Source organism: Micromonospora purpureochromogenes (assembly GCF_900091515.1).
GTDB classification, from domain to species: domain Bacteria; phylum Actinomycetota; class Actinomycetes; order Mycobacteriales; family Micromonosporaceae; genus Micromonospora; species Micromonospora purpureochromogenes.
Map to the genome: position 1 here is coordinate 772085 of NZ_LT607410.1, position 17057 is coordinate 789141.

Consider the following 17057-nt stretch of genomic DNA (forward strand, 5'->3'; position numbering starts at 1 on the left):
CCTTACCTGACCCGAACACAGCCGTACGTCGGCGGTGACCGCCGGTCGGTCATCATGGGCCGGTGACCGTCGACGCCCCGCAGCGCGGACTCGTCCTCGTGGTGGAGGACGAGCCGGCCATCGCCGACCTGGTCCGGCTCTACCTGAGCCGGGACGGCTTCGGCGTACACCTGGAACGGGACGGCACGGCCGGCCTGGCCGCCGCCCGCCGGCTGCGCCCGGTGGCCTGCGTACTCGACATCACGCTGCCCGGCCTGGCCGGCACGGAGATCTGCCGTCGGCTGCGCGAGGCCGGCGACTGGACGCCGGTCATCTTCCTCACCGCCCGCGACGACGAGGTCGACCGGATCGTCGGGCTGGAACTCGGGGCGGACGACTACGTCACCAAGCCGTTCAGTCCCCGAGAACTCGTCGCCCGGGTCCGCGCGGTGCTGCGCCGTACGGCCGGCGCGCCCGAGGGGGTGGAGCGCGCCCGGACGGTCGGCGCGGTCACCCTCGACCCGGCCCGCCGCACGGTCACCGCCGGCGGCGCCCCCGTTCAGCTCACCTCCACCGAGTTCGACCTGCTCGCCCACCTGATGGCCAGACCGGGCCGGGTCTTCACCCGGGAGGAACTGCTGGCCGGGGTCTGGGGGTACGCGGCACACGCCGGCACCCGCACCGTCGACGTGCACGTGGCGCAGGTCCGGGCCAAGCTCGGCGCGGCCGGTGTGATCCGCACCCACCGCGGCGTCGGGTACGCGGCCGATGGCTGACCCCGGCCGGCCGCGCCCCGACCGGCCGCACGAGCCCACCGTCGCGCTGCCGGTGCTCGGACCCCGGCCCGCACCCGCGCCCGCGCCCCGGCGTCGCCGGATCACCGACACCCTCACCGCCCGCGCGGTCCTGGTCACCTGCGCGGTGGCGCTGGTCTCCGTGCTGGTCACCGCCCTGGTCGCGGTCCCCCTGGCGGTACGCGGCGCGGAGCGCCGCGACCAGGCGGCGCTCGCCGCGCAGGCGCGCCTCGCCGCCGACGTGCTGCGGGTACGTCCGGTGCGGCAGCGGGACGCCGCCGGCGACCGACTGATCCGCCAGCTCCGCCAGCAGGAGATCGAGGTGTACGTCGTGCGCGCCGGCACCGTCGACCGCCCCGGGCTGCCCCGGCAGGTGGTGAACCGGATCTCCGCCGGCAAGGACGTCTCCGGCCGGCGGCTGGTCGACGGCCGGCGTGCCCTGGTGGAGGGGCGGGCGCTGCCCGGCGGGGACGGCGTGGTGCTCACCCGGGCCACGACCAGCGGTCCCTGGCGGGAGGTGCTGCGCAGTCTCTGGCTGCCGTTGCTCGCCGGGCTCGCCGCCGGGCTCGCCGCCGGACTGCTCCTCGCCCGCCGGCTGGCCCGGCCGATCCGGCACGCCGCCGACGCCGCCGCCCGGCTGCGCGCCGGCGACCGGGCGGTACGCGTACCGGTGGAGCCGCCGGACGAGGTCGCCGACCTGGCGTACGCGCTGAACGGGCTGGCCGCCGCGCTGGCCACCAGCGAGGGACGGCAGCGGGAGTTCCTGCTCTCCGTCTCGCACGAGCTGCGCACCCCGCTGACCGCGATCCGGGGCTGGGCCGAGGCGCTGGCCGACGGGGTGATCGGCGCGGACGAGGCGCCCGGCACGGGACGGACCATGCTCGCCGAGGCGGAGCACCTGGACCGGCTGGTCAGCGACCTGCTGGCGCTGGCCCGACTGGAGGCCGCCGACTTCCCGCTGGAACCGGTCCCGGTCGACCTCACCCGGCTGGCCGTCGACGCCGAGCGCACCTGGTCGGACCGGTGCGCGGCGGTCGGGGTGCCGTTCCGGCTGGAGGCGCCGGACACGTCGGTGCCCGCGTACACCGATCCGGGACGGATCCGGCAGGTGGTGGACGGGCTGCTGGAGAACGCGCTGCGGGTCGTACCTCCGGGGGCGCCGGTGGTGCTCGCGGTCCGGCCGGCGGGCGCGGATCCGGCGGCCGGCGGGGTGGTGGAGGTCCGCGACGGCGGGCCCGGCTTCACCGACGACGACCTGGCGGTGGCCTTCGAGCGCGGGGCGCTGCACCAGCGCTACCGGGGGGTGCGCAAGGTGGGCAGCGGACTCGGGCTGGCGCTCGCCGCCGGCCTGGTCCGCCGACTGGGCGGCGAGATCGTCGCCGGGCACGCCGTCGAGGGCGGGGCGGCGTTCACCGTCCGGCTGCCCGCCCATCCTTACCTGACCCGAACATCGGCCTGACGCGGCGCCCATCGGGCCGCGCGACGCTGAGAGCACCACGGACGAGAGGGAGTGTCATGGCACGTCAGGGATTCGCCGTCGCCACCACGTCGCTGCTCGCGGCGATCGCGCTGGGCCTCACCGGCTGCGGCCCGGCCCAGGTCGCCGACGGTACGGCGCAGCAGGCCGCGGTCGACGTCGCCGCGGCGATGGGCGTGGAGGGACAGGCGCTCGCCGCCATGGGCTTCGACCCGACCGAGCTGGAGCTGGTGGCCGCTCCCGCGCCGTCGGCCTCCGGATCGGCCGAGCCGGAGGCCGGTCCGAAGGGCAAGCGCGGTGAGCGGGCCGAGGAGTGGCGCAAGCGTCGCCAGGCCCGGGTGCTGCTGCGGAAGAACACCCTGCACGGCGAGGTCGTCGTGCAGACCAAGGACGGCGGCACCAGGACGGTCGTGGTGCAGCGCGGCGAGGTCACCGCGGTCGACGGTGACTCGGTGACCGTGAAGTCCACCGACGGCTTCACCCTGACCTGGATGTTCGGCGACAAGCTCCGGGTGATCGAGCGGCGGACGACGATCCAGTCGAGCGACGTCAAGGTCGGCACGAGGATCGGTGTCGCCGGCGCCAAGGACGGCGACGCCACCGTCGCCCGGCTGATCGTGGTGCCGTTGAAGCAGCAGTAGGGCGGGCAGACCCGGAACGGAGCCGGCGCGGATCACCGCGCCGGCTCCGCGCGGTCAGTAGACCCGGGACCCGATGAAGTCATCGTGCCCGTACCCGACCGGGTTGGCGAACGACCGGGACTCGAAGGACCACTGCTGCCGGCTGCTGGTGGAGCAGCCGGCCAGCCGCAGCCGCGGGGTGCCCAGCCACGGGTTGTCGAACGCCACGCAGAGGTTGGTCGCGCCGGCCGGCTTGAGCTGGTTGCCGGCGAAGACGAACTTCTGGTTGGCGCCGCCGTGGCAGTCATAGATGTTGATCGCCGTGCCGGCGGTCAGCGAGCCGCCCGCCACGTCCAGGCAGCGGTCGTGTGACAGCTCCGAGTGCAGCGACTGGCGGGCCGGGTCGTACCAGAAGCCCTGGTTCCGGCCGCCGTGGCAGGCGTACGACTGCTGGACGGTGCCGTTGCGCGAGTCGTACCCCCTGCCGTCCACGCAGGTGCCGGTGGCGACGTTGCGCAGCTGCTTGAACTCCAGCAGCCCGGGCTGGAGCACCCCGGTGCCGGCGCTGGCCGGGTCCACGCAGGTGGCCCGCTGGAGGCCTGCGTTCCAGAACTGGGTGATGCACTGGGCGAACATGCCGTGCCCGCGGATGTTGGGGTGGAACGACTGCCGGGCGGCGTTCTCGTCCCAGATCCCCACCTCGATGTAGAGACCGCGGACCGAGGTGTTGTCGGTGCAGACCTCGTGGCCGTGGAAGAGCCGGCTGGCGTCCAGGTAGCGGGTGCCGGTGTTGCTGGCCGCCGCCCGCAGCGCCGACTCGAACAGCGGCACCGCCTTGTTCCGCGCGAACGCGGCGTCGGCCAGGTAGAGCAGGCAGCCGCCGCCGTACCAGCCGGGGAAGTCCGGGTTGTCCTCCACGTCCGGGCTGCCCGGGCTGGGGTACGACATCAGCACCAGCTCGTAGTCCGACCCCAGGTAGCCGGCGTCGGTCATGGTCTGCCGGATGGAGGTGAGCGCCTCCTGGACCGCGCGCCGGCTGCCGTCGGTGCGGATGGTCCACTGGTCGGTGTAGGTCGGGTAGCAGGGGCCCTGGAAGAAGACCCGGCGTACGGCGCAGTCGGTGGCGACCGGTCCGAACTGGATCGTGCCGTCGCCGTTGGCGCCGACCATCACCCAGATCAGCTTGACGTGCGTGTTGCGCGCCTTGATCGCCAGGTAGTCGCCCTGGTTGAGCTCGTTGTGCTGGGTGGGGCCGCCGGCGACCAGGTTCCACGGGGTGGCGCCGGAGCAGGCGAGGTTGTAGCGGGTGTCGGACGGGATGCCGGTGCGGAACACCGCCTGGTCGTACGAGCGGTCGCACCAGTTGCCGTTCTGGTGGGTGCCGGGCACGTAGTTGCCCACACCCTCGCCGGAGATCTCGCTGTCGCCCATGGTGACCAGGGCGGTGCGGCGCTGCTCCAGCGGCCGGATCTCCGGTGAGCCGTAGAGCGCGGTGGCCTCGGCGGCGCGGACCGCTTCGAGGCTCGTCGGGAGTGGCTGAACGGTCGGACGGTCGTCGGCGGCGGCCGGGGACGCCGGCCCGAGGAGCATGGGCAGGACGAGGGCGGCGGCGGAGACGACGGTGAGTGCCCGCCGTCGGATCGCCGGTGCGCGCCTGGTGGGGGTGCCAAGCATCGACGCACTCCTTTCCGCTCGATCGCAGGACGTCGATCGAGTTACCGGACGGTAACGCGCGCGATGCACGGATGTGAATATGTCTCGGAAAGGTTTCCGCCATCTGCGCGGCGCGTGCCTTCCCCTGGCGGGCTGGCCGGGGGTGGGGCGGTCAGCGGCCGGGCGGCAGCGCGTAGCCGACGTAGTCGCGGAACTCCAGCGTCCAGCCCGTCGGCACCAGCTCGACGCACGCCGTACGGCTGCCGGTGCAGACGATCGCGTCCACCGAGGCCGGGTCGGCCGGCGGCCGGTCGGGCAGCACCGACTGCAACGCCACCAGCTCCGGCGAGCGGCCCGCCTCGTCGCGCAGCAGCAGCCACCAGGGGTACTCCCAGTTGTCGTTCTGCTGCACCAGGCCGATCCGGTGGGCGTCGCTCGCCCGTACCGCCGCCGCGGCCCAGCGGAACTCCTCGGCCCACTGCGGCCGGCGCAGGAAGCGGGTGTCCCACTCGGAAGTGGTGAAGACCGAGCCGGCGCCGACCAGCCGGCGCGGGAAGCCGTACGACAGGGCCAGCACGCCGGCCAGCGCGGAGGCGGCCAGCATGGTCACCACCAGCCCGGCCGCCACCGACCGCCGCCCGGCGCCGAGCCGGCGCCGCAGCAGTGCGTCCAGCCAGAGCCCGGCCAGCGGCACGGCGGCCACCAGCACGTAGAGCAGCAGCCGATTCCCCCAGGGCTGCCACTTGATCGTCGCGGTGTGCAACCCGACGGCCACCACCACCGCGACCGCGTACGCCCGCAGGGCCGCCGGCGCGGTCGGGCTGATCCGGGCCGGCCGGGCCAGCGCGAACACCGCCCCCAGCAGCGCCAGCGTGCCGGCCAGCGGGAACGCCACCCGGTCCTCGTCCGGGTACCAGGCCGGCACCGGGAACACCTCCCGGCCGAAGGTGATCGCGCGGTCCTGCGGGTCGACGCCGATCGTCCGCGAGCCGTCCGTGATCGCCCCGGCCGTGCCGGCGCGCAGCGGCGCGAGCGGGGTGTCGAACGCGGTGTGGCCGATCCGCAGCGCGTTGACCAGGATCGACGCCGGGTCGTGCCGTTCCACCGGGATGGACTCGCGGAGTCGGGGCGGGCCGAGCGGGTGGCCGAACTCGACGGTCACCCGGGCCAGGAACGGGCCCACCACCGCTGCGGCCACCAGCAGCACCAGCAGCGATCCGGCGACCGTCCGCACCACCCCGGCAGCGCCACGACCCTCCCCGGCGGACCCCGCGCCGGCCGACGCCGAGCCCGGGTCCACATCCGCCGACGCCGGGCGGAACGCCAGCCGGAGCTGGGCGACTCCCCAGAGCACCAGCAGCGGGCCGACCGCGAGCAGGCCGCTGGTCTTGGTCAGCGCGGTCAGGCCGGTGGCCGCACCGAGCGCCAGCAGGCTCCCGACGTCCGCACGCCGGCGCAGCCCGTCCAGCGCCAGCGTTCCGACGCAGCCGGCCCAGGCGGCGGCCACCAGGTCGGTCTGGGTGCTGGTCGCCTCGAGCGCCACCATCGGCGTGGTGGCCAGCAGGAACGCGGTGAGCAGCTGGGCCCGCCGCCCGCCGCCGAGCTGCGCGACGACCCGGGTCCCCACCACCAGGCAACCCAGCGCGGCGGCCCACTGCACCAGGTTGTGCAGCGCGTCGCCGCCGGTCAGCAGGCGCAGGTGCAGCAGCAGGTACTCCGCGCCGGGTGGGATGGTCACCTGCCGGTGGATCGCGGTGGGCCAGAAGTCCAGGCTGCCCTGGGCGACCCAGTGCTCCACCTTCGGCAGGTGGTAGGTCTGCGAGTCGAAGTTGTTGGGTTCGGCCAGCAGCGCGACGAGCAGCTCCACCAGCACCAGCCCGCCGACCGTGCCGGCCAGCAGCCGCTCGCCCCGGCTCGCCGTACGCCGGAAGTGGGCCAGCCGGGCCCGGACGCCGGCCAGGGCCGACGCGAGGCCGCCCGGTACGGACGACGGGGGCCGTTGGGCGTCGGACGGGCCGGCGGGGGAGACGGGCGTGGCGGCCGGGCCGGCGCCGGACGCCGGGGCGCCGGTCGCCGCCCCGACGAGCGTCCCGGCCCGGGCGGCGGGCGCCACCGCGGCGGACGCCACCGCCGCGCGGCGTTGCCACGGGCGGGCCGCCGCCACGGTGGCGGCGAGGAAGAGCAGCCAGGCCACGGCGACGGCCGGCAGGGTCAGCGCGCGCAGCGCGCCCAGCAGTTCCACGGTGAGTACGGCGAAGACGCCGGTCAGCAGCGCGGCGCGGACCACGGCCAGGCGCAGCGGGGCGACCGCGTCCGGGCGGCGGGTCCACAGCACCGAGGTGAGCACCACGAACGCGGCGACGGGCGCCACCACGACCATCCAGCCGGCTGCCGACATGGGCGGAAGTTAACACCATGTTCCTGAAGGGTGGGTGCCCCCTGGCCGTGGTGGCGGCCTCCCTGGCGCTGAGCAGCCAGGCTAGGCTAGGGCCGACTTACTGTCGCCACCGTGGAGATCCCCGTGAAGCTCTCGATCCTCATGCCGGTCTACAACGAGGAAGAACGCATCGCGGATGCCCTCAAGCAGGCATTGGCGGTCGATTACCCGTGCGAGATCGAGCTGGTCGTGGTCGACGACGGCAGCCGGGACGGCACCGGTGAGATCCTCGGCCGGGCCGACGACGCGCGACTGCGGGTCATCACCCACCAGCGCAACGCGGGCAAGGGCGCGGCCATCAAGACGGCCGTGGACAGCGCCGACGGTGAGTACATGGTCATCCTCGACGCCGACCTGGAGTACGACCCGCAGGACATCCCGCGGCTGCTCGACCCGGTGCTCGACGGCCGCGCGACGGTGGTCTACGGCAATCGCACCTTCGGCAGCCACAGCGCCTACAGCTTCTGGTACGTGATGGGCAACAAGGGCGTCACGATGGCGGCCAACGTGCTGTTCAACTCCTACATCGGCGACCTGGAGACCTGCTTCAAGCTGATGCCGGTCGAGCTCTACCGCTCCCTCGACGTCCGGTCCCGCGGCTTCGGCATGGAGGCGGAGGTGACCGGCAAGCTGCTGCGCCGCCGCATCCGCCCGTACGAGGTGCCGATCAGCTACCGGGCGCGCGGTCGCGAGGAGGGCAAGAAGATCACCTGGAAGGACGGCGTCGAGGCGCTCTGGATCCTCGGCCGGGAGCGCACCCGCCGCCGTCCCGCCGGCTCAGCCCCGCGCTGACGCCGTCCGCAGGAAACCGTCGACCGACCGGCGCAGGCCGTCGGCGTCCAGCCCGTGCCAGCGGGTGTGGTCCTCCGCCGTGCCGTAGCGCCGCAGGTCCGACCGGGCCACGCCGAGGGTGAGCAGCCGGTGCGGGCGGTCGGCCAGCGCCTCCGACACCACCCGGGCCGACGTGCCGGCCAGGTAGGGCTCGACCAGGATCACCTCCGTGCCGGCCAGCTCCCGCAGGCCGGCGGTGTCGAACGGCCGCGGCCGGTGGGTGTAGGCCACCGTCACCGGCAGGTCGGCCACCGCCGCGAGCGCCGCGTCCAGCACCGGCCCGACGGCCACCAGCAGCGCCGCGTCCGGCCCGGCGTCCCGCAGCACCCGCAGCGCACCGTCCCCGCCGTACGGGCGGCTGTTCTGCTGCGTCGACAGCCGCAGGTACGCCGAGTCCTGCCCGCACACCACGTCGCGCAGCAGCCCCGGCACCTCGTCCGGGTGTCCGGGCACGTGCACGGTCCAGCCGTGCAGCGTGTCGAGCAGGCTCACGTCGGCTGGGCTGAGGTGCGTCCGGCCCGCCGCCGCCCGGTCGTACGACGCTCCGACGCTGACCAGCACCGCGCCCACCCCCTGGTGGTCGAGGTCCAGTTTGATCTGCTCGTAAGCCCGCTCGACGAGGAACGGGGCGTAGCTGTGCACGATTGGGCGTTGCCCGGTCAGCGCCAGGCCACCGGCCACCCCCACCATCAACTGTTCCCGGATCCCGACGTTGAGCACCCGGTCGGGGTACCGGCGGGCGGCCGGGGCGAACGCGGCGGCCGAGATGTCCGCCAGCACGATGGTGGTACGCGGATCCGCCAGCAGTTCGGTCGCGCTGGCGACGAAGGTCTCCCGCATGCTCTCACTCCCCGTTCTCGACGACCGCGACGACGACGTGCGGCCGGTGCTTCTCGTGGCCGGTGAGGGCGGCGTGCAGGGCGTCGTGGTCGCGTCCGTCGACGGTGGCGGAGGTCCACCCGTTGACGGTGAACCGGCTGGCCACCCCGCCCGGCCACCCGTGGCTGGCGGAGCGGTTGTCGAGCACGACCGCGGTCAGGTTGGCCAGCCCGGTCGCCCCGGCGTACGCGATCGCCTCGTGGTTGGAGCCCTCGTCCAGTTCGGCGTCGCCGAGCAGGACGTACACCCGGGGACCGGTGCGACCCTGGGCGCGCAGCCCCAGCGCGGTGCCCACGCCCAGCCCGAGGCCGTGGCCGAGCGAGCCGGAGCCGATCTCCACGCCGGGCACCAGCAGCCGGTCCGGGTGGTCGCCGAGGCGGCTGTCCGGGCCGCCCTGGTCGTCGAGCCAGTCGGCCGGGACGAAGCCCTTCGCGGCGAGCACCGCGTAGTAGCCGGCGACGGCGTGCCCCTTGGAGAGCAGGAAGCGGTCGCGATCCGGGTCGTCCATGGTCTGCGGGGTGATCCGCAGGATCCGGTCGTACAGCACCCAGAGCACGTCGACGGTCGAGTAGACGTTGGAGCCGAACTCGCGGCCGGCGCGCAGCCGCTCCAGCGGTGCGGCGACCGGACCCGGTACGGGTGGGGCGGTGGCGGTCGTGGTGGTCATGCGGCTAGCCTGCAAGTTGAAGTCAACTTCAACTCAAGGCGACTGATGCACGAATCACTCACCATCGGGCAGCTCTCCACCCGCAGCGGCGTGGCACCGTCCGCGCTGCGCTACTACGAACGGCTCGGCCTGATCCGCGCCGAACGCACCGGCGGCAACCAGCGCCGGTACCCGCGTACCGAGTTGCGCCGGGTGGCGTTCGTCCGGATCGCCCAGCAGGTCGGCATCTCGCTGGACGAGATCCGCGAGGCGCTCGACTCGCTGCCCGCCTCCCGTACCCCCACCCCCGACGACTGGGCCGCGCTGTCCCGGGTCTGGCGGGAGCGGCTGGACGAGAAGATCCGACTGCTCGGCAAGCTCCGCGACGACCTGGACGGCTGCATCGGCTGCGGCTGCCTGTCCCTGCAGCGCTGCACCCTCTACAACCCGGGCGACTCGCTCGCCGGCGAGGGGCCAGGGGCCCGGCTGGTGCTGCCCCGACCGGGAGACGGTGCCGTCACGGCGTCGTGAGCAGCACCTTGCCCACGTGCTCGTTCGACTCGACCAGCCGGTGCGCCTGCGCCGCCTCGGTCATCGGCAGCCGCCGGTCCACGATCGGCCGGATTCTGCCGGCCTCCACCAGCGGCCAGACCTGCTCCCGGACGCCCCGCACGATCTCCGCCTTGTCGTCCAGCGGGCGGGAACGCAGCGCGGTCGCGGCCACCGAGGCCCGCTTGGCCAGCAGCGCACCCAGGTCCAGTTCGGCCTTGCGGCCGCCCTGCATGCCGATCACCACCAGCCGACCGCCGTCGGCCAGCGCCGCCACGTTCCGGCCCAGGTAGGAGGCGCCCATGATGTCGAGGATCACGTCCGCGCCGCGACCGTCGGTGGCCCGGCGGACCTCCTCGACGAAGTCCTGCTCCCGGTAGTCGATCGTGTGCGCGGCGCCCAGCTCCCGCAGCCGGTCGTGCTTGGCCGCGCGGGCGGTCACCGCCACGGTGGCGCCGAGCGCCACCCCGAGCTGGACGGCGAAGGTGCCGATCCCGCTGCCACCGCCGTGCACCAGCAGCGTCTCGCCCCTGCCGAGCCGGGCCAGCCGCACCACGTTCGACCAGACCGTGCAGGCCACCTCCGGCAGCGCCGCCGCGTCGACCAGGTCCACGCCGGCCGGCACCGGCAGCAGCTGCCCGGCCGGCACCGCCACCCGCTCCGCGTACCCGCCGCCGGCCAGCAGCGCGCAGACCTCCTGGCCGACCTCCCACCCGGTCACGCCCGGGCCGACCGCGCCGACCACCCCCGAGCACTCCAACCCGGGGTACGCGGGCGCGCCCGGCGGCGGCGGGTAGTGCCCCTGCCGTTGCAGCAGGTCGGCCCGGTTCACCGCGCTGGCCCGCACGTCGACGACCACCTCACCGGGGCCGGGCTCCGGGTCGGGCACCTCCGCCCAGACGAGTGCCTCGGGTCCGCCGGGTTCCGGAATCGTGATCGCGTGCATGGCCCAGTCTTACCCGATCCGCCCCTCGGTCCACGCCCGGCCCAGGATCTCGTCCACCGTCTGCGCCGGGACCTGCTCCGAGGTGTCCAGCCAGAGCCCGATCCGCGGCGTGTCGGCCCGGAACCCGGCGTCGAAGTCGGCGACCGGCCAGTCGCCGTACCCCGTCTTGGACCGCGCGCGCTCGCGGGCGGTGACCACCTCGGCGCGCGGGGCGAGCACGACTACCAGCAGCGGCCGGTGCCGGATCCGATCGACCATCGCCGGCAGCTCCGGCCCGACCACCACGTCCTGGAGGACGACGGTGAAGCCGGCTTCGACGTACCCGTCGGCGGTGTGGGCGGCCAGGTCGTAGCGGAGCCGGAGCTGACGCCACGCCTCCTCGGAGAGCTCGGCGGTCATCTCCGCCCGACCGTTGACCACCATCCGCCGGAAGAGGTCACCGCGCAGGTGCACCGAGCGGGGCAGCCGTCGGGCCAGCTCCTGGGCCACTGTGGACTTGCCGGCCGCCATGATCCCGGTGATCAGCACGATCGTCGGTGTGTCCCACACCGGGACATCCTCCCAATAGGGGTGGGAGGCCGGTTCCGGCGCGCGGCGTCCGTGGCAGACTAGGCACCGGCCGTATACCCGAGGGTGGCGGTCCGGGAGGGTTCGCCTAGTGGCCGATGGCGCTGGTCTTGAAAACCGGTAAGGCAGCGATGTCTTCGTGGGTTCGAATCCCACACCCTCCGCCCCTCAGCCCGGCAAAAATGCCCTGACCAGCGCAAACGCCGGTCAGGGGGCGTGTCTACGGATGGCGGGCGACGGCGCGGGCGTGCGGGCATGGCCGGCTCGGCCCGATCCAGCATGATTGTCGCCGTGCGCTACCTGATCTCTCACCCCGACGCATTGGCCGAGCTTGGCGATCTGGACGTCGCGCTGTACGACGGCACTCAACCCGTCCCCGAGAACCTGGACGATGTCGAGTTCTACGCAGTCCCGTACGGGATCATTGATCCGCGCTTCTGCGAGCCGATCGCCCGGATGCCCCGGCTCACAGTGGTGCAGACCGTGACCGCCGGCTACGACCATGTCCTGCCGTACCTGCGGCCCGGCCTGACCCTGGCCAACGGCCGGGGCGTGCACGACGCGGCAACCGCCGAGCTGGCCGTGGCGCTCACCCTTGCCGCCCGGCGCCGGCTGCCGGACTTCGTCCGGGCGGGGGGCGAGGGCCGCTGGGCCTCGGGTTGGTCGACCGGGCTGGCTGACGCCCGGGTGCTGATCGTCGGGTACGGCTCGATCGGCGCCGCGATCGAGCGCCGGCTCGCCGGGTTCGAGGTGGAGTTCAGCCGGGTGGCACGGAGCGCCCGCCCCGGCGTACGGCCGGTTTCCGACATTCCGGAGCTGTTGCCGCGAGCGGATGTCGTCATCGTGGCCACGCCGCTGACCCCGGAGACCGAGGGCCTGGTGAACAAGGACTTCCTCGCCAGGATGGCCGACGGCGCCCTGCTGGTGAACGTGTCACGGGGGCGGGTGGTGGACACCGAGGCGCTGCTCGCCGAGCTCAGCGCGGGCCGGCTGCACGCTGCCCTGGACGTCACCGACCCCGAGCCGCTGCCCGCCGATCACCCGCTGTGGTCCGCACCGAACGTCCTGATCAGTCCGCACGTCGGCGGCCTGACCGCCGCGCTGGCACCCCGGGCCCGCCGGCTGCTGGTCGACCAGGTCCGGCGGTACGTGGCGGGCAAGCCCCTCGCGAACGTCGTTGTCGGGCCGTAACCCTCCGCCTCACGTCTCGTCGCCGCTCACTCCGGGCTGCCGAGCCAGGCGACCGAGTGCGGAGGGATCCGGACGTCGCGTCGCTTTCGGTTCGTTCGGGCGCGGCGGCGGGGTAAGAAGGGCGGAGGACATCACGCGCACCGGAAGGACCCCCGATGACCCTGGAACGACCGATCGCCCCGGATCCGTACGAGCTGCTGCCGACCGTCTCGGCGTTCAACCTGACCAGTGACGACGTGCATAACGGCGAGCCGATGGACGCGCGGTACGCGCACGGCAGCACCGGCGGCGAGAACGTCTCCCCGCACCTGGCCTGGTCGGACTTCCCGGCCGAGACGAAGAGCTTCGTGGTGACCTGCTTCGACCCGGACGCCCCGACCGGCAGCGGCTTCTGGCACTGGGTGCTGGTGAACCTGCCGGCCTCGGTGACCGAGCTGCCCACCGGGGCGAAGGAGGCCGACCTGGGCGGCGCGTTCAGCGTCCGCAACGACTACGGCGACACCGGCTACGGCGGCGCCGCTCCGCCGCCCGGGGACCGCCCGCACCGGTACGTCTTCGCGGTGCACGCGCTGGACGTCGAGCGCCTCGACGTCGCCCCCGCGGCCAGCCCCGCCTACGTCGGCTTCAACCTGGCCTTCCACACCCTGGCCCGGGCGGTCATCCGCCCGACGTACCAGATCAAGGAGTGACCCCGGGCCCTCACGATGCCGTGGGTGGCCTCTCCCGACCGGCGGGTGGCCACCCACGGATTGCAGGTTTTCCGGCCCCGACCAGGTGGGGCCGGCAGGGGTCAGGCCGGGACGCGGGCGACGGCGAAGACGGACTGGCCGAACGGGGGACGGATCCGCTGCTCGGCGGCCTTGGTCGCCGGCAGCACCAGGGTGTCGTAGACCTTGACCATCGGGCCCTCCTTCGGCATCAGCCGGAAGACCTTGGTGGCCATGAAGTACCCGATCAGGCCGAGCGCGTTGGCGTAGTGCATGGTCTCGACCGTCAGCCCCGCCTCGGTCATCGCCGCCGCCAGGGTCTTCTTCGTGTAGCGGCGCACGTGCCCGGTGGCGATGTCGGCCGGGCTCATCGCGAACTGGAAGGCCGGCACGATGATGATCACCGCGCCGCCGGGGCGGACCAGGTCGCGCATGCTGCGCAGCGCGCCGACGTGGTCCTCGATGTGCTCGAGCACGTTGTACGAGACGGCCGCGCTGTAGTTGCCGCGCTCGGGGTGCGGCAGCAGCATCTGCCGTACCTCGATGCCGGGCTGGTCGGCCAGCCGCTCCTTGAGCTGCACCAGCCGGTCCGGGTCGGCCTCGGTGGCGGTGAAGCGGGGGACGTGCCGCGACCACTCCAGCGCGTAGTCGCCGAGGCCGCTGCCGATCTCGATGGGGTTGTCGCCGAGGTGGGGCACGGCCAGCTCCACGAACCAGCTCCGGTGGTTGACCGCCGTCGCGAGGCCCTCCAGGACCTCGGACTGGACGCGCTGATCCCCAGTGATTTCTGCCATGCGTCGATTCCTCACGATATGACTCGACCCGCGCCTGGACCGACAGAGTGAATCATCCGCGTCAGCCGCGGAGGAAACGGGGCACCGTGGTGGCCGAAATGCGGTCGGGTTTGGGCACGTGATCGGGGGTCGGCGAACCCGGCACATAGTACGCAGTCCTCCGAAACATGTCACGTCACCGCCATAAGCCAACTACGCTCCGAATTGTCATGACTACTCCCGAATCGGGCCCCGAGGTCGAGCGCTCCGGCGTCGGGGGCGCCGAGGTCGGCGACGACCACCTCGTACGGTGGCGGGAGGGCTGGCGGCGGGATGTCGCGGCGGTGCTCAGCTTCGTGCTGCTGGCATTCTGGGTGACCCTGCGGCTCTGGACGCGGCCCGGCAGTGGGCTGCGGGACAACCGGTCCGACCAGTCGCAGTTCGAGTGGATGATGGCCCACGGCGCCCGGGTCGTGAACGAATTCGCCTATCCGTTCGCATCAGACCGGATGAACGTGCCCGACGGCGTGAACCTGATGGCCAATACCTCCGTATTGTCCATTTCGATACCAATGACGCCGGTCACCGCGCTCTTCGGGCCGCAATGGTCGTTTCTGCTTTTCCTCACCCTGGGGATGGCCGCCACCGGGACCGCCTGGTACTTCTTCCTCTCCCGGGTGGTGACCCGGTCCCGGGGCCCGGCGTGGCTGGGCGCCGCGTTCTGCGGGTTCGCCCCGGCGATGGTGTCGCACGCCAACGCCCACCCGAACATCGTGTCGCAGTTCGTCGTCCCGCTGATCGCCTGGCGGACCCTGCGGCTCGCCGAGCCAGGCCGGTGGCTGCGCAACGGCCTCCTGCTCGGCCTGCTGATCGTCTGGCAGGCCTTCCTCAACCTCGAGATCCTGTTGATGACCGCGATCGCGCTGGGCGTGGTGGTGGCCGCGCTCGCCATCGGCCGGCCCGAGCTGCGCCGCGGCACGCGCACCTTCCTGGCCGGGCTCGGGGTCGCCGCCGTCCTGGCCGCCGTGCTGCTGGCGTACCCGCTCTACGTGCAGCTCTTCGGCCCCGGCTCGTACCACGGGCTGTCCCGGCTGATCCGGGGCTACCGCACGGACCTGGCCGCCTTCGTGGCGTACTCGCGCGAGTCGCTGGCCGGTGACGCCCGCTCCGCCAGGCCGCTGGCCAGGAACGCCACCGAGGAGAACGCCTTCTTCGGCTGGCCGCTGGTGGTCCTCACCGTCGCCCTGGTCTGGTGGCTGCGGCGCAACGCCCTGGTGCTCGGCCTGGCGGTCCTCGCCGTGCTCTTCGCGGTGCTCTCGCTCGGCCGGGAGATCCAGCTCAACGGCCGGGACACCGGCGTGCCCGCCCCGTGGGCGCTGCTGGAGAACCTGCCGCTGCTGCACTCCGTGGTGCCCACCCGCTGGTCGCTGGCGGTCACGCCGGTCGTCGGGGTGCTGCTCGCGCTCGGCGCGGAACATGCCCGCCAACTGGCCCGCCGGTACCCGGGAACGCGGACGCAGATCCGGTTCGCCACCGTCACCGTCCTGGTCATGGCCCTGCTGCCGAACGTGCCCACGCCGCTGCCCGTCACCCGGCTCGACCCGACCCCGGCGTTCGTCACCTCCGGCGGGTGGCGCCCGTACGTCGCCGGCGGACGCAGCATCGTCACCCTGCCGCTGCCCGACAACACCTACGCCGATCCGCTGCGCTGGTCGTCCCGCACCCGGCTGGCGATGCCGATCGCCCGCGGCTACTTCCTCGCGCCGGACACCAGGCCGTCGGCGCCCGAGCCGGACGTCGCCCTCTTCACCGCGCCGTTCCGCCGGACCAGCAACTTCTTCGGTCACGTCGCCCGGACCGGGGTGATCCCGCCGATCACCCGGCAGGACCGGGCCGCGGCGGTGGACGACCTGCGCTACTGGCGGGCCGGGGCGGTGGTCCTCGGCCCGCACCGCAACGCCGACGGGCTGCGCTGGTCGATGACCGAGCTGACCGGAATCACCCCCACCTTCACCGGTGGGGTGTGGCTCTGGGACGTGCGGCCGCTGACGGGGTAGGCGCGGTCAGGACGGGCGGACGCAGCAGCCCTGGCAGATCTTGGGCTTCGGCAGGGTGAAGGCCAGGCAGCAGGTCCGGCGCTGCACCGTCGGCTCGCCGGTCGGACCGGGCACCAGCTCCACCAGGTCGGCCAGGTCGAGCGCGTCGAGCAGGGTGGAGATGCTGCGGACCGAGGAGCCGGGGAGGGTGTCCGCCGCGCGCAGGATGCCGTGGGCGATGCCGGAGGCGACCGAGCCGAGCAGCGTACGGGCGCCGACCCGGACCTCCGTCTGGATCGCGGCGATCATCGGGGCGAGGTGGGCGTCGAGCAGCGAGGCGCGGAGCGCGCGGAGCAGCTCGGCCTCGTCGGCGACCACCCGGACCTCGGGGTGGCCGGCGAGCGCCAGCGGGTCGTTCGGCAGCACCGCGACCGCGGTCGAGCCGCGCAGCCCCAGGGTGAGCAGCTGGTGGTGGTCCTCGAAGTGGATCAGCACGTCGGCCGGGTCGAGCAGCGGCACCCGGCGGGCCGAGGCCCAGCCGAGCACCACCGGCAGGGCCGTCCAGTAGCTGTAGGACTTCCAGGCCAGCGCGGCGCAGGCGTGCGGGGTGCCACCCCAGCGGCGGGACGCCGCGGCGAGGAACTCGGGGAGGCGGGTGCCGTCGATCAGGCCGGTCGCCGGGCTCCAGCCGGCCTCGTCGACGACCAGCAGGCCCGGGGCGAGCCCGGGCAGGTCGTCGGTGCCGAACATGGCCCGGAGGGTGGCGGTCACCGGGGCGAGCGGCGGGGCGAGCTCGCACCCTGGCATCACCGCTGTCACCTGGTCCGTCCCCTTGTCCGAAGTGCCGTCCGTCCAGCTAAGGCTAGCCTAACCACAGCCCTCCGTATAAGGGAAGGCTCACCAAAGGCGGATCGAGAGGCCCGGGTCACTCCGTCGACGACGCTGGCGACGAACCGGCCCGGGCTCCGCGTA

16 protein-coding genes and 1 tRNA gene are annotated in these 17057 nt (G+C 73.6%); 9 read left to right on the plus strand and 8 right to left on the minus strand.

The window, feature by feature from the left end; translation table 11 throughout:
- Nucleotides 1–62 precede the first annotated feature (62 nt).
- The 3 genes from GA0074696_RS03650 to GA0074696_RS03660 are packed head-to-tail and all read left to right on the plus strand — an operon-like array spanning nucleotide 63 to nucleotide 2891.
- A complete protein-coding gene (locus GA0074696_RS03650; RefSeq protein WP_088959784.1) occupies nucleotides 63–755 on the plus strand; it encodes a response regulator transcription factor in 693 nt (230 codons plus the stop codon).
- The gene (locus tag GA0074696_RS03655; protein ID WP_088959785.1) at nucleotides 748–2232 is read left to right on the plus strand and encodes a sensor histidine kinase; all 1485 of its coding nucleotides are present in this window, start codon (nucleotides 748–750) and stop codon (nucleotides 2230–2232) included. The genes GA0074696_RS03650 and GA0074696_RS03655 overlap by 8 nt, the downstream gene beginning before the upstream one ends.
- Nucleotides 2233–2288: 56 nt before the next feature.
- Nucleotides 2289–2891: a hypothetical protein gene (locus tag GA0074696_RS03660; protein WP_088959786.1), complete on the plus strand. Its 603-nt coding sequence runs from the start codon at nucleotides 2289–2291 to the stop codon at nucleotides 2889–2891.
- Nucleotides 2892–2945: 54 nt separating this feature from the next.
- Here the strand turns inward: GA0074696_RS03660 and GA0074696_RS03665 are convergent, their stop codons facing one another.
- Both GA0074696_RS03665 and GA0074696_RS03670 read right to left on the minus strand, forming a co-directional pair.
- On the minus strand, nucleotides 2946–4544 hold the full coding sequence (locus tag GA0074696_RS03665; RefSeq protein WP_088959787.1) for a ricin-type beta-trefoil lectin domain protein: 1599 nt from the start codon (nucleotides 4542–4544) through the stop codon (nucleotides 2946–2948).
- A gap of 151 nt (nucleotides 4545–4695) precedes the next feature.
- Nucleotides 4696–6921, minus strand: coding sequence for a hypothetical protein (locus tag GA0074696_RS03670; protein WP_088959788.1), 2226 nt, complete (start codon nucleotides 6919–6921; stop codon nucleotides 4696–4698).
- Nucleotides 6922–7044: 123 nt separating this feature from the next.
- Here GA0074696_RS03670 and GA0074696_RS03675 point away from each other — a divergent pair, with 123 nt between their 5' ends.
- On the plus strand, nucleotides 7045–7752 hold the full coding sequence (locus tag GA0074696_RS03675; protein WP_088959789.1) for a glycosyltransferase family 2 protein: 708 nt from the start codon (nucleotides 7045–7047) through the stop codon (nucleotides 7750–7752).
- On the opposite strand, the gene GA0074696_RS03680 is transcribed toward GA0074696_RS03675, so the two are convergent.
- A complete protein-coding gene (locus GA0074696_RS03680; RefSeq protein ID WP_088959790.1) occupies nucleotides 7738–8631 on the minus strand; it encodes a transketolase family protein in 894 nt (297 codons plus the stop codon). The genes GA0074696_RS03675 and GA0074696_RS03680 overlap by 15 nt on opposite strands.
- A gap of 4 nt (nucleotides 8632–8635) precedes the next feature.
- Nucleotides 8636–9337 carry a transketolase gene (locus GA0074696_RS03685; protein WP_088959791.1) on the minus strand — a complete coding sequence of 234 codons (702 nt, stop codon included), beginning with the start codon at nucleotides 9335–9337 and terminating at the stop codon, nucleotides 8636–8638.
- A gap of 45 nt (nucleotides 9338–9382) precedes the next feature.
- Here GA0074696_RS03685 and soxR point away from each other — a divergent pair, with 45 nt between their 5' ends.
- The gene (gene soxR, locus GA0074696_RS03690; RefSeq protein ID WP_088959792.1) at nucleotides 9383–9847 is read left to right on the plus strand and encodes a redox-sensitive transcriptional activator SoxR; all 465 of its coding nucleotides are present in this window, start codon (nucleotides 9383–9385) and stop codon (nucleotides 9845–9847) included.
- Here soxR and GA0074696_RS03695 read toward each other — a convergent pair.
- Nucleotides 9834–10811 carry an NAD(P)H-quinone oxidoreductase gene (locus tag GA0074696_RS03695; protein ID WP_088959793.1) on the minus strand — a complete coding sequence of 326 codons (978 nt, stop codon included), beginning with the start codon at nucleotides 10809–10811 and terminating at the stop codon, nucleotides 9834–9836. The genes soxR and GA0074696_RS03695 overlap by 14 nt on opposite strands.
- Nucleotides 10812–10820: 9 nt before the next feature.
- Complete coding sequence (locus tag GA0074696_RS03700) at nucleotides 10821–11360, minus strand: AAA family ATPase (RefSeq protein WP_231925247.1); 540 nt, start codon at nucleotides 11358–11360, stop codon at nucleotides 10821–10823.
- 95 nt (nucleotides 11361–11455) lie between these two features.
- On the opposite strand from GA0074696_RS03700, the gene GA0074696_RS03705 reads away from it, so the two are divergent.
- The 3 genes from GA0074696_RS03705 (at nucleotide 11456) to GA0074696_RS03715 (ending at nucleotide 13258) form a co-directional block, all read left to right on the plus strand.
- Nucleotides 11456–11542: transfer RNA gene (locus GA0074696_RS03705), tRNA-Ser, on the plus strand.
- A gap of 115 nt (nucleotides 11543–11657) precedes the next feature.
- Entirely contained in the window at nucleotides 11658–12569 is a 912-nt protein-coding gene (locus GA0074696_RS03710) for a 2-hydroxyacid dehydrogenase (protein ID WP_088964339.1), read from the plus strand.
- A gap of 155 nt (nucleotides 12570–12724) precedes the next feature.
- Nucleotides 12725–13258: a YbhB/YbcL family Raf kinase inhibitor-like protein gene (locus GA0074696_RS03715; RefSeq protein WP_088959794.1), complete on the plus strand. Its 534-nt coding sequence runs from the start codon at nucleotides 12725–12727 to the stop codon at nucleotides 13256–13258.
- Nucleotides 13259–13359: 101 nt separating this feature from the next.
- Here the strand turns inward: GA0074696_RS03715 and GA0074696_RS03720 are convergent, their stop codons facing one another.
- Nucleotides 13360–14070 (minus strand): class I SAM-dependent methyltransferase, encoded by a 711-nt coding sequence (locus GA0074696_RS03720; protein WP_088959795.1) that lies wholly within the window; start codon nucleotides 14068–14070, stop codon nucleotides 13360–13362.
- Between the two features lie 209 nt (nucleotides 14071–14279).
- Between GA0074696_RS03720 and GA0074696_RS03725 the strand changes: the two genes are divergently transcribed.
- Nucleotides 14280–16106: a hypothetical protein gene (locus GA0074696_RS03725; RefSeq protein WP_231925249.1), complete on the plus strand. Its 1827-nt coding sequence runs from the start codon at nucleotides 14280–14282 to the stop codon at nucleotides 16104–16106.
- Between the two features lie 6 nt (nucleotides 16107–16112).
- On the opposite strand, the gene GA0074696_RS03730 is transcribed toward GA0074696_RS03725, so the two are convergent.
- Nucleotides 16113–16892 (minus strand): IucA/IucC family C-terminal-domain containing protein, encoded by a 780-nt coding sequence (locus GA0074696_RS03730; protein ID WP_088964341.1) that lies wholly within the window; start codon nucleotides 16890–16892, stop codon nucleotides 16113–16115.
- Between the last annotated feature and the right edge of the window lie 165 nt (nucleotides 16893–17057).

What these genes read in the sequence shown, in the direction of transcription:
- GA0074696_RS03655 (WP_088959785.1), top strand. Translation starts at nt 748, where the DNA reads ATGGCTGACCCCGGCCGGCCGCGCCCCGACCGGCCGCACGAGCCCACC.
- GA0074696_RS03660 (WP_088959786.1), top strand. Translation starts at nt 2,289, where the DNA reads ATGGCACGTCAGGGATTCGCCGTCGCCACCACGTCGCTGCTCGCGGCG.
- GA0074696_RS03665 (WP_088959787.1), bottom strand. Translation starts at nt 4,544, where the DNA reads ATGCTTGGCACCCCCACCAGGCGCGCACCGGCGATCCGACGGCGGGCA.
- GA0074696_RS03670 (WP_088959788.1), bottom strand. Translation starts at nt 6,921, where the DNA reads ATGTCGGCAGCCGGCTGGATGGTCGTGGTGGCGCCCGTCGCCGCGTTC.
- GA0074696_RS03680 (WP_088959790.1), bottom strand. Translation starts at nt 8,631, where the DNA reads ATGCGGGAGACCTTCGTCGCCAGCGCGACCGAACTGCTGGCGGATCCG.
- GA0074696_RS03685 (WP_088959791.1), bottom strand. Translation starts at nt 9,337, where the DNA reads ATGACCACCACGACCGCCACCGCCCCACCCGTACCGGGTCCGGTCGCC.
- soxR (WP_088959792.1), top strand. Translation starts at nt 9,383, where the DNA reads ATGCACGAATCACTCACCATCGGGCAGCTCTCCACCCGCAGCGGCGTG.
- GA0074696_RS03695 (WP_088959793.1), bottom strand. Translation starts at nt 10,811, where the DNA reads ATGCACGCGATCACGATTCCGGAACCCGGCGGACCCGAGGCACTCGTC.
- GA0074696_RS03710 (WP_088964339.1), top strand. Translation starts at nt 11,658, where the DNA reads ATGATTGTCGCCGTGCGCTACCTGATCTCTCACCCCGACGCATTGGCC.
- GA0074696_RS03715 (WP_088959794.1), top strand. Translation starts at nt 12,725, where the DNA reads ATGACCCTGGAACGACCGATCGCCCCGGATCCGTACGAGCTGCTGCCG.
- GA0074696_RS03720 (WP_088959795.1), bottom strand. Translation starts at nt 14,070, where the DNA reads ATGGCAGAAATCACTGGGGATCAGCGCGTCCAGTCCGAGGTCCTGGAG.
- GA0074696_RS03725 (WP_231925249.1), top strand. Translation starts at nt 14,280, where the DNA reads ATGACTACTCCCGAATCGGGCCCCGAGGTCGAGCGCTCCGGCGTCGGG.
- GA0074696_RS03730 (WP_088964341.1), bottom strand. Translation starts at nt 16,892, where the DNA reads ATGCCAGGGTGCGAGCTCGCCCCGCCGCTCGCCCCGGTGACCGCCACC.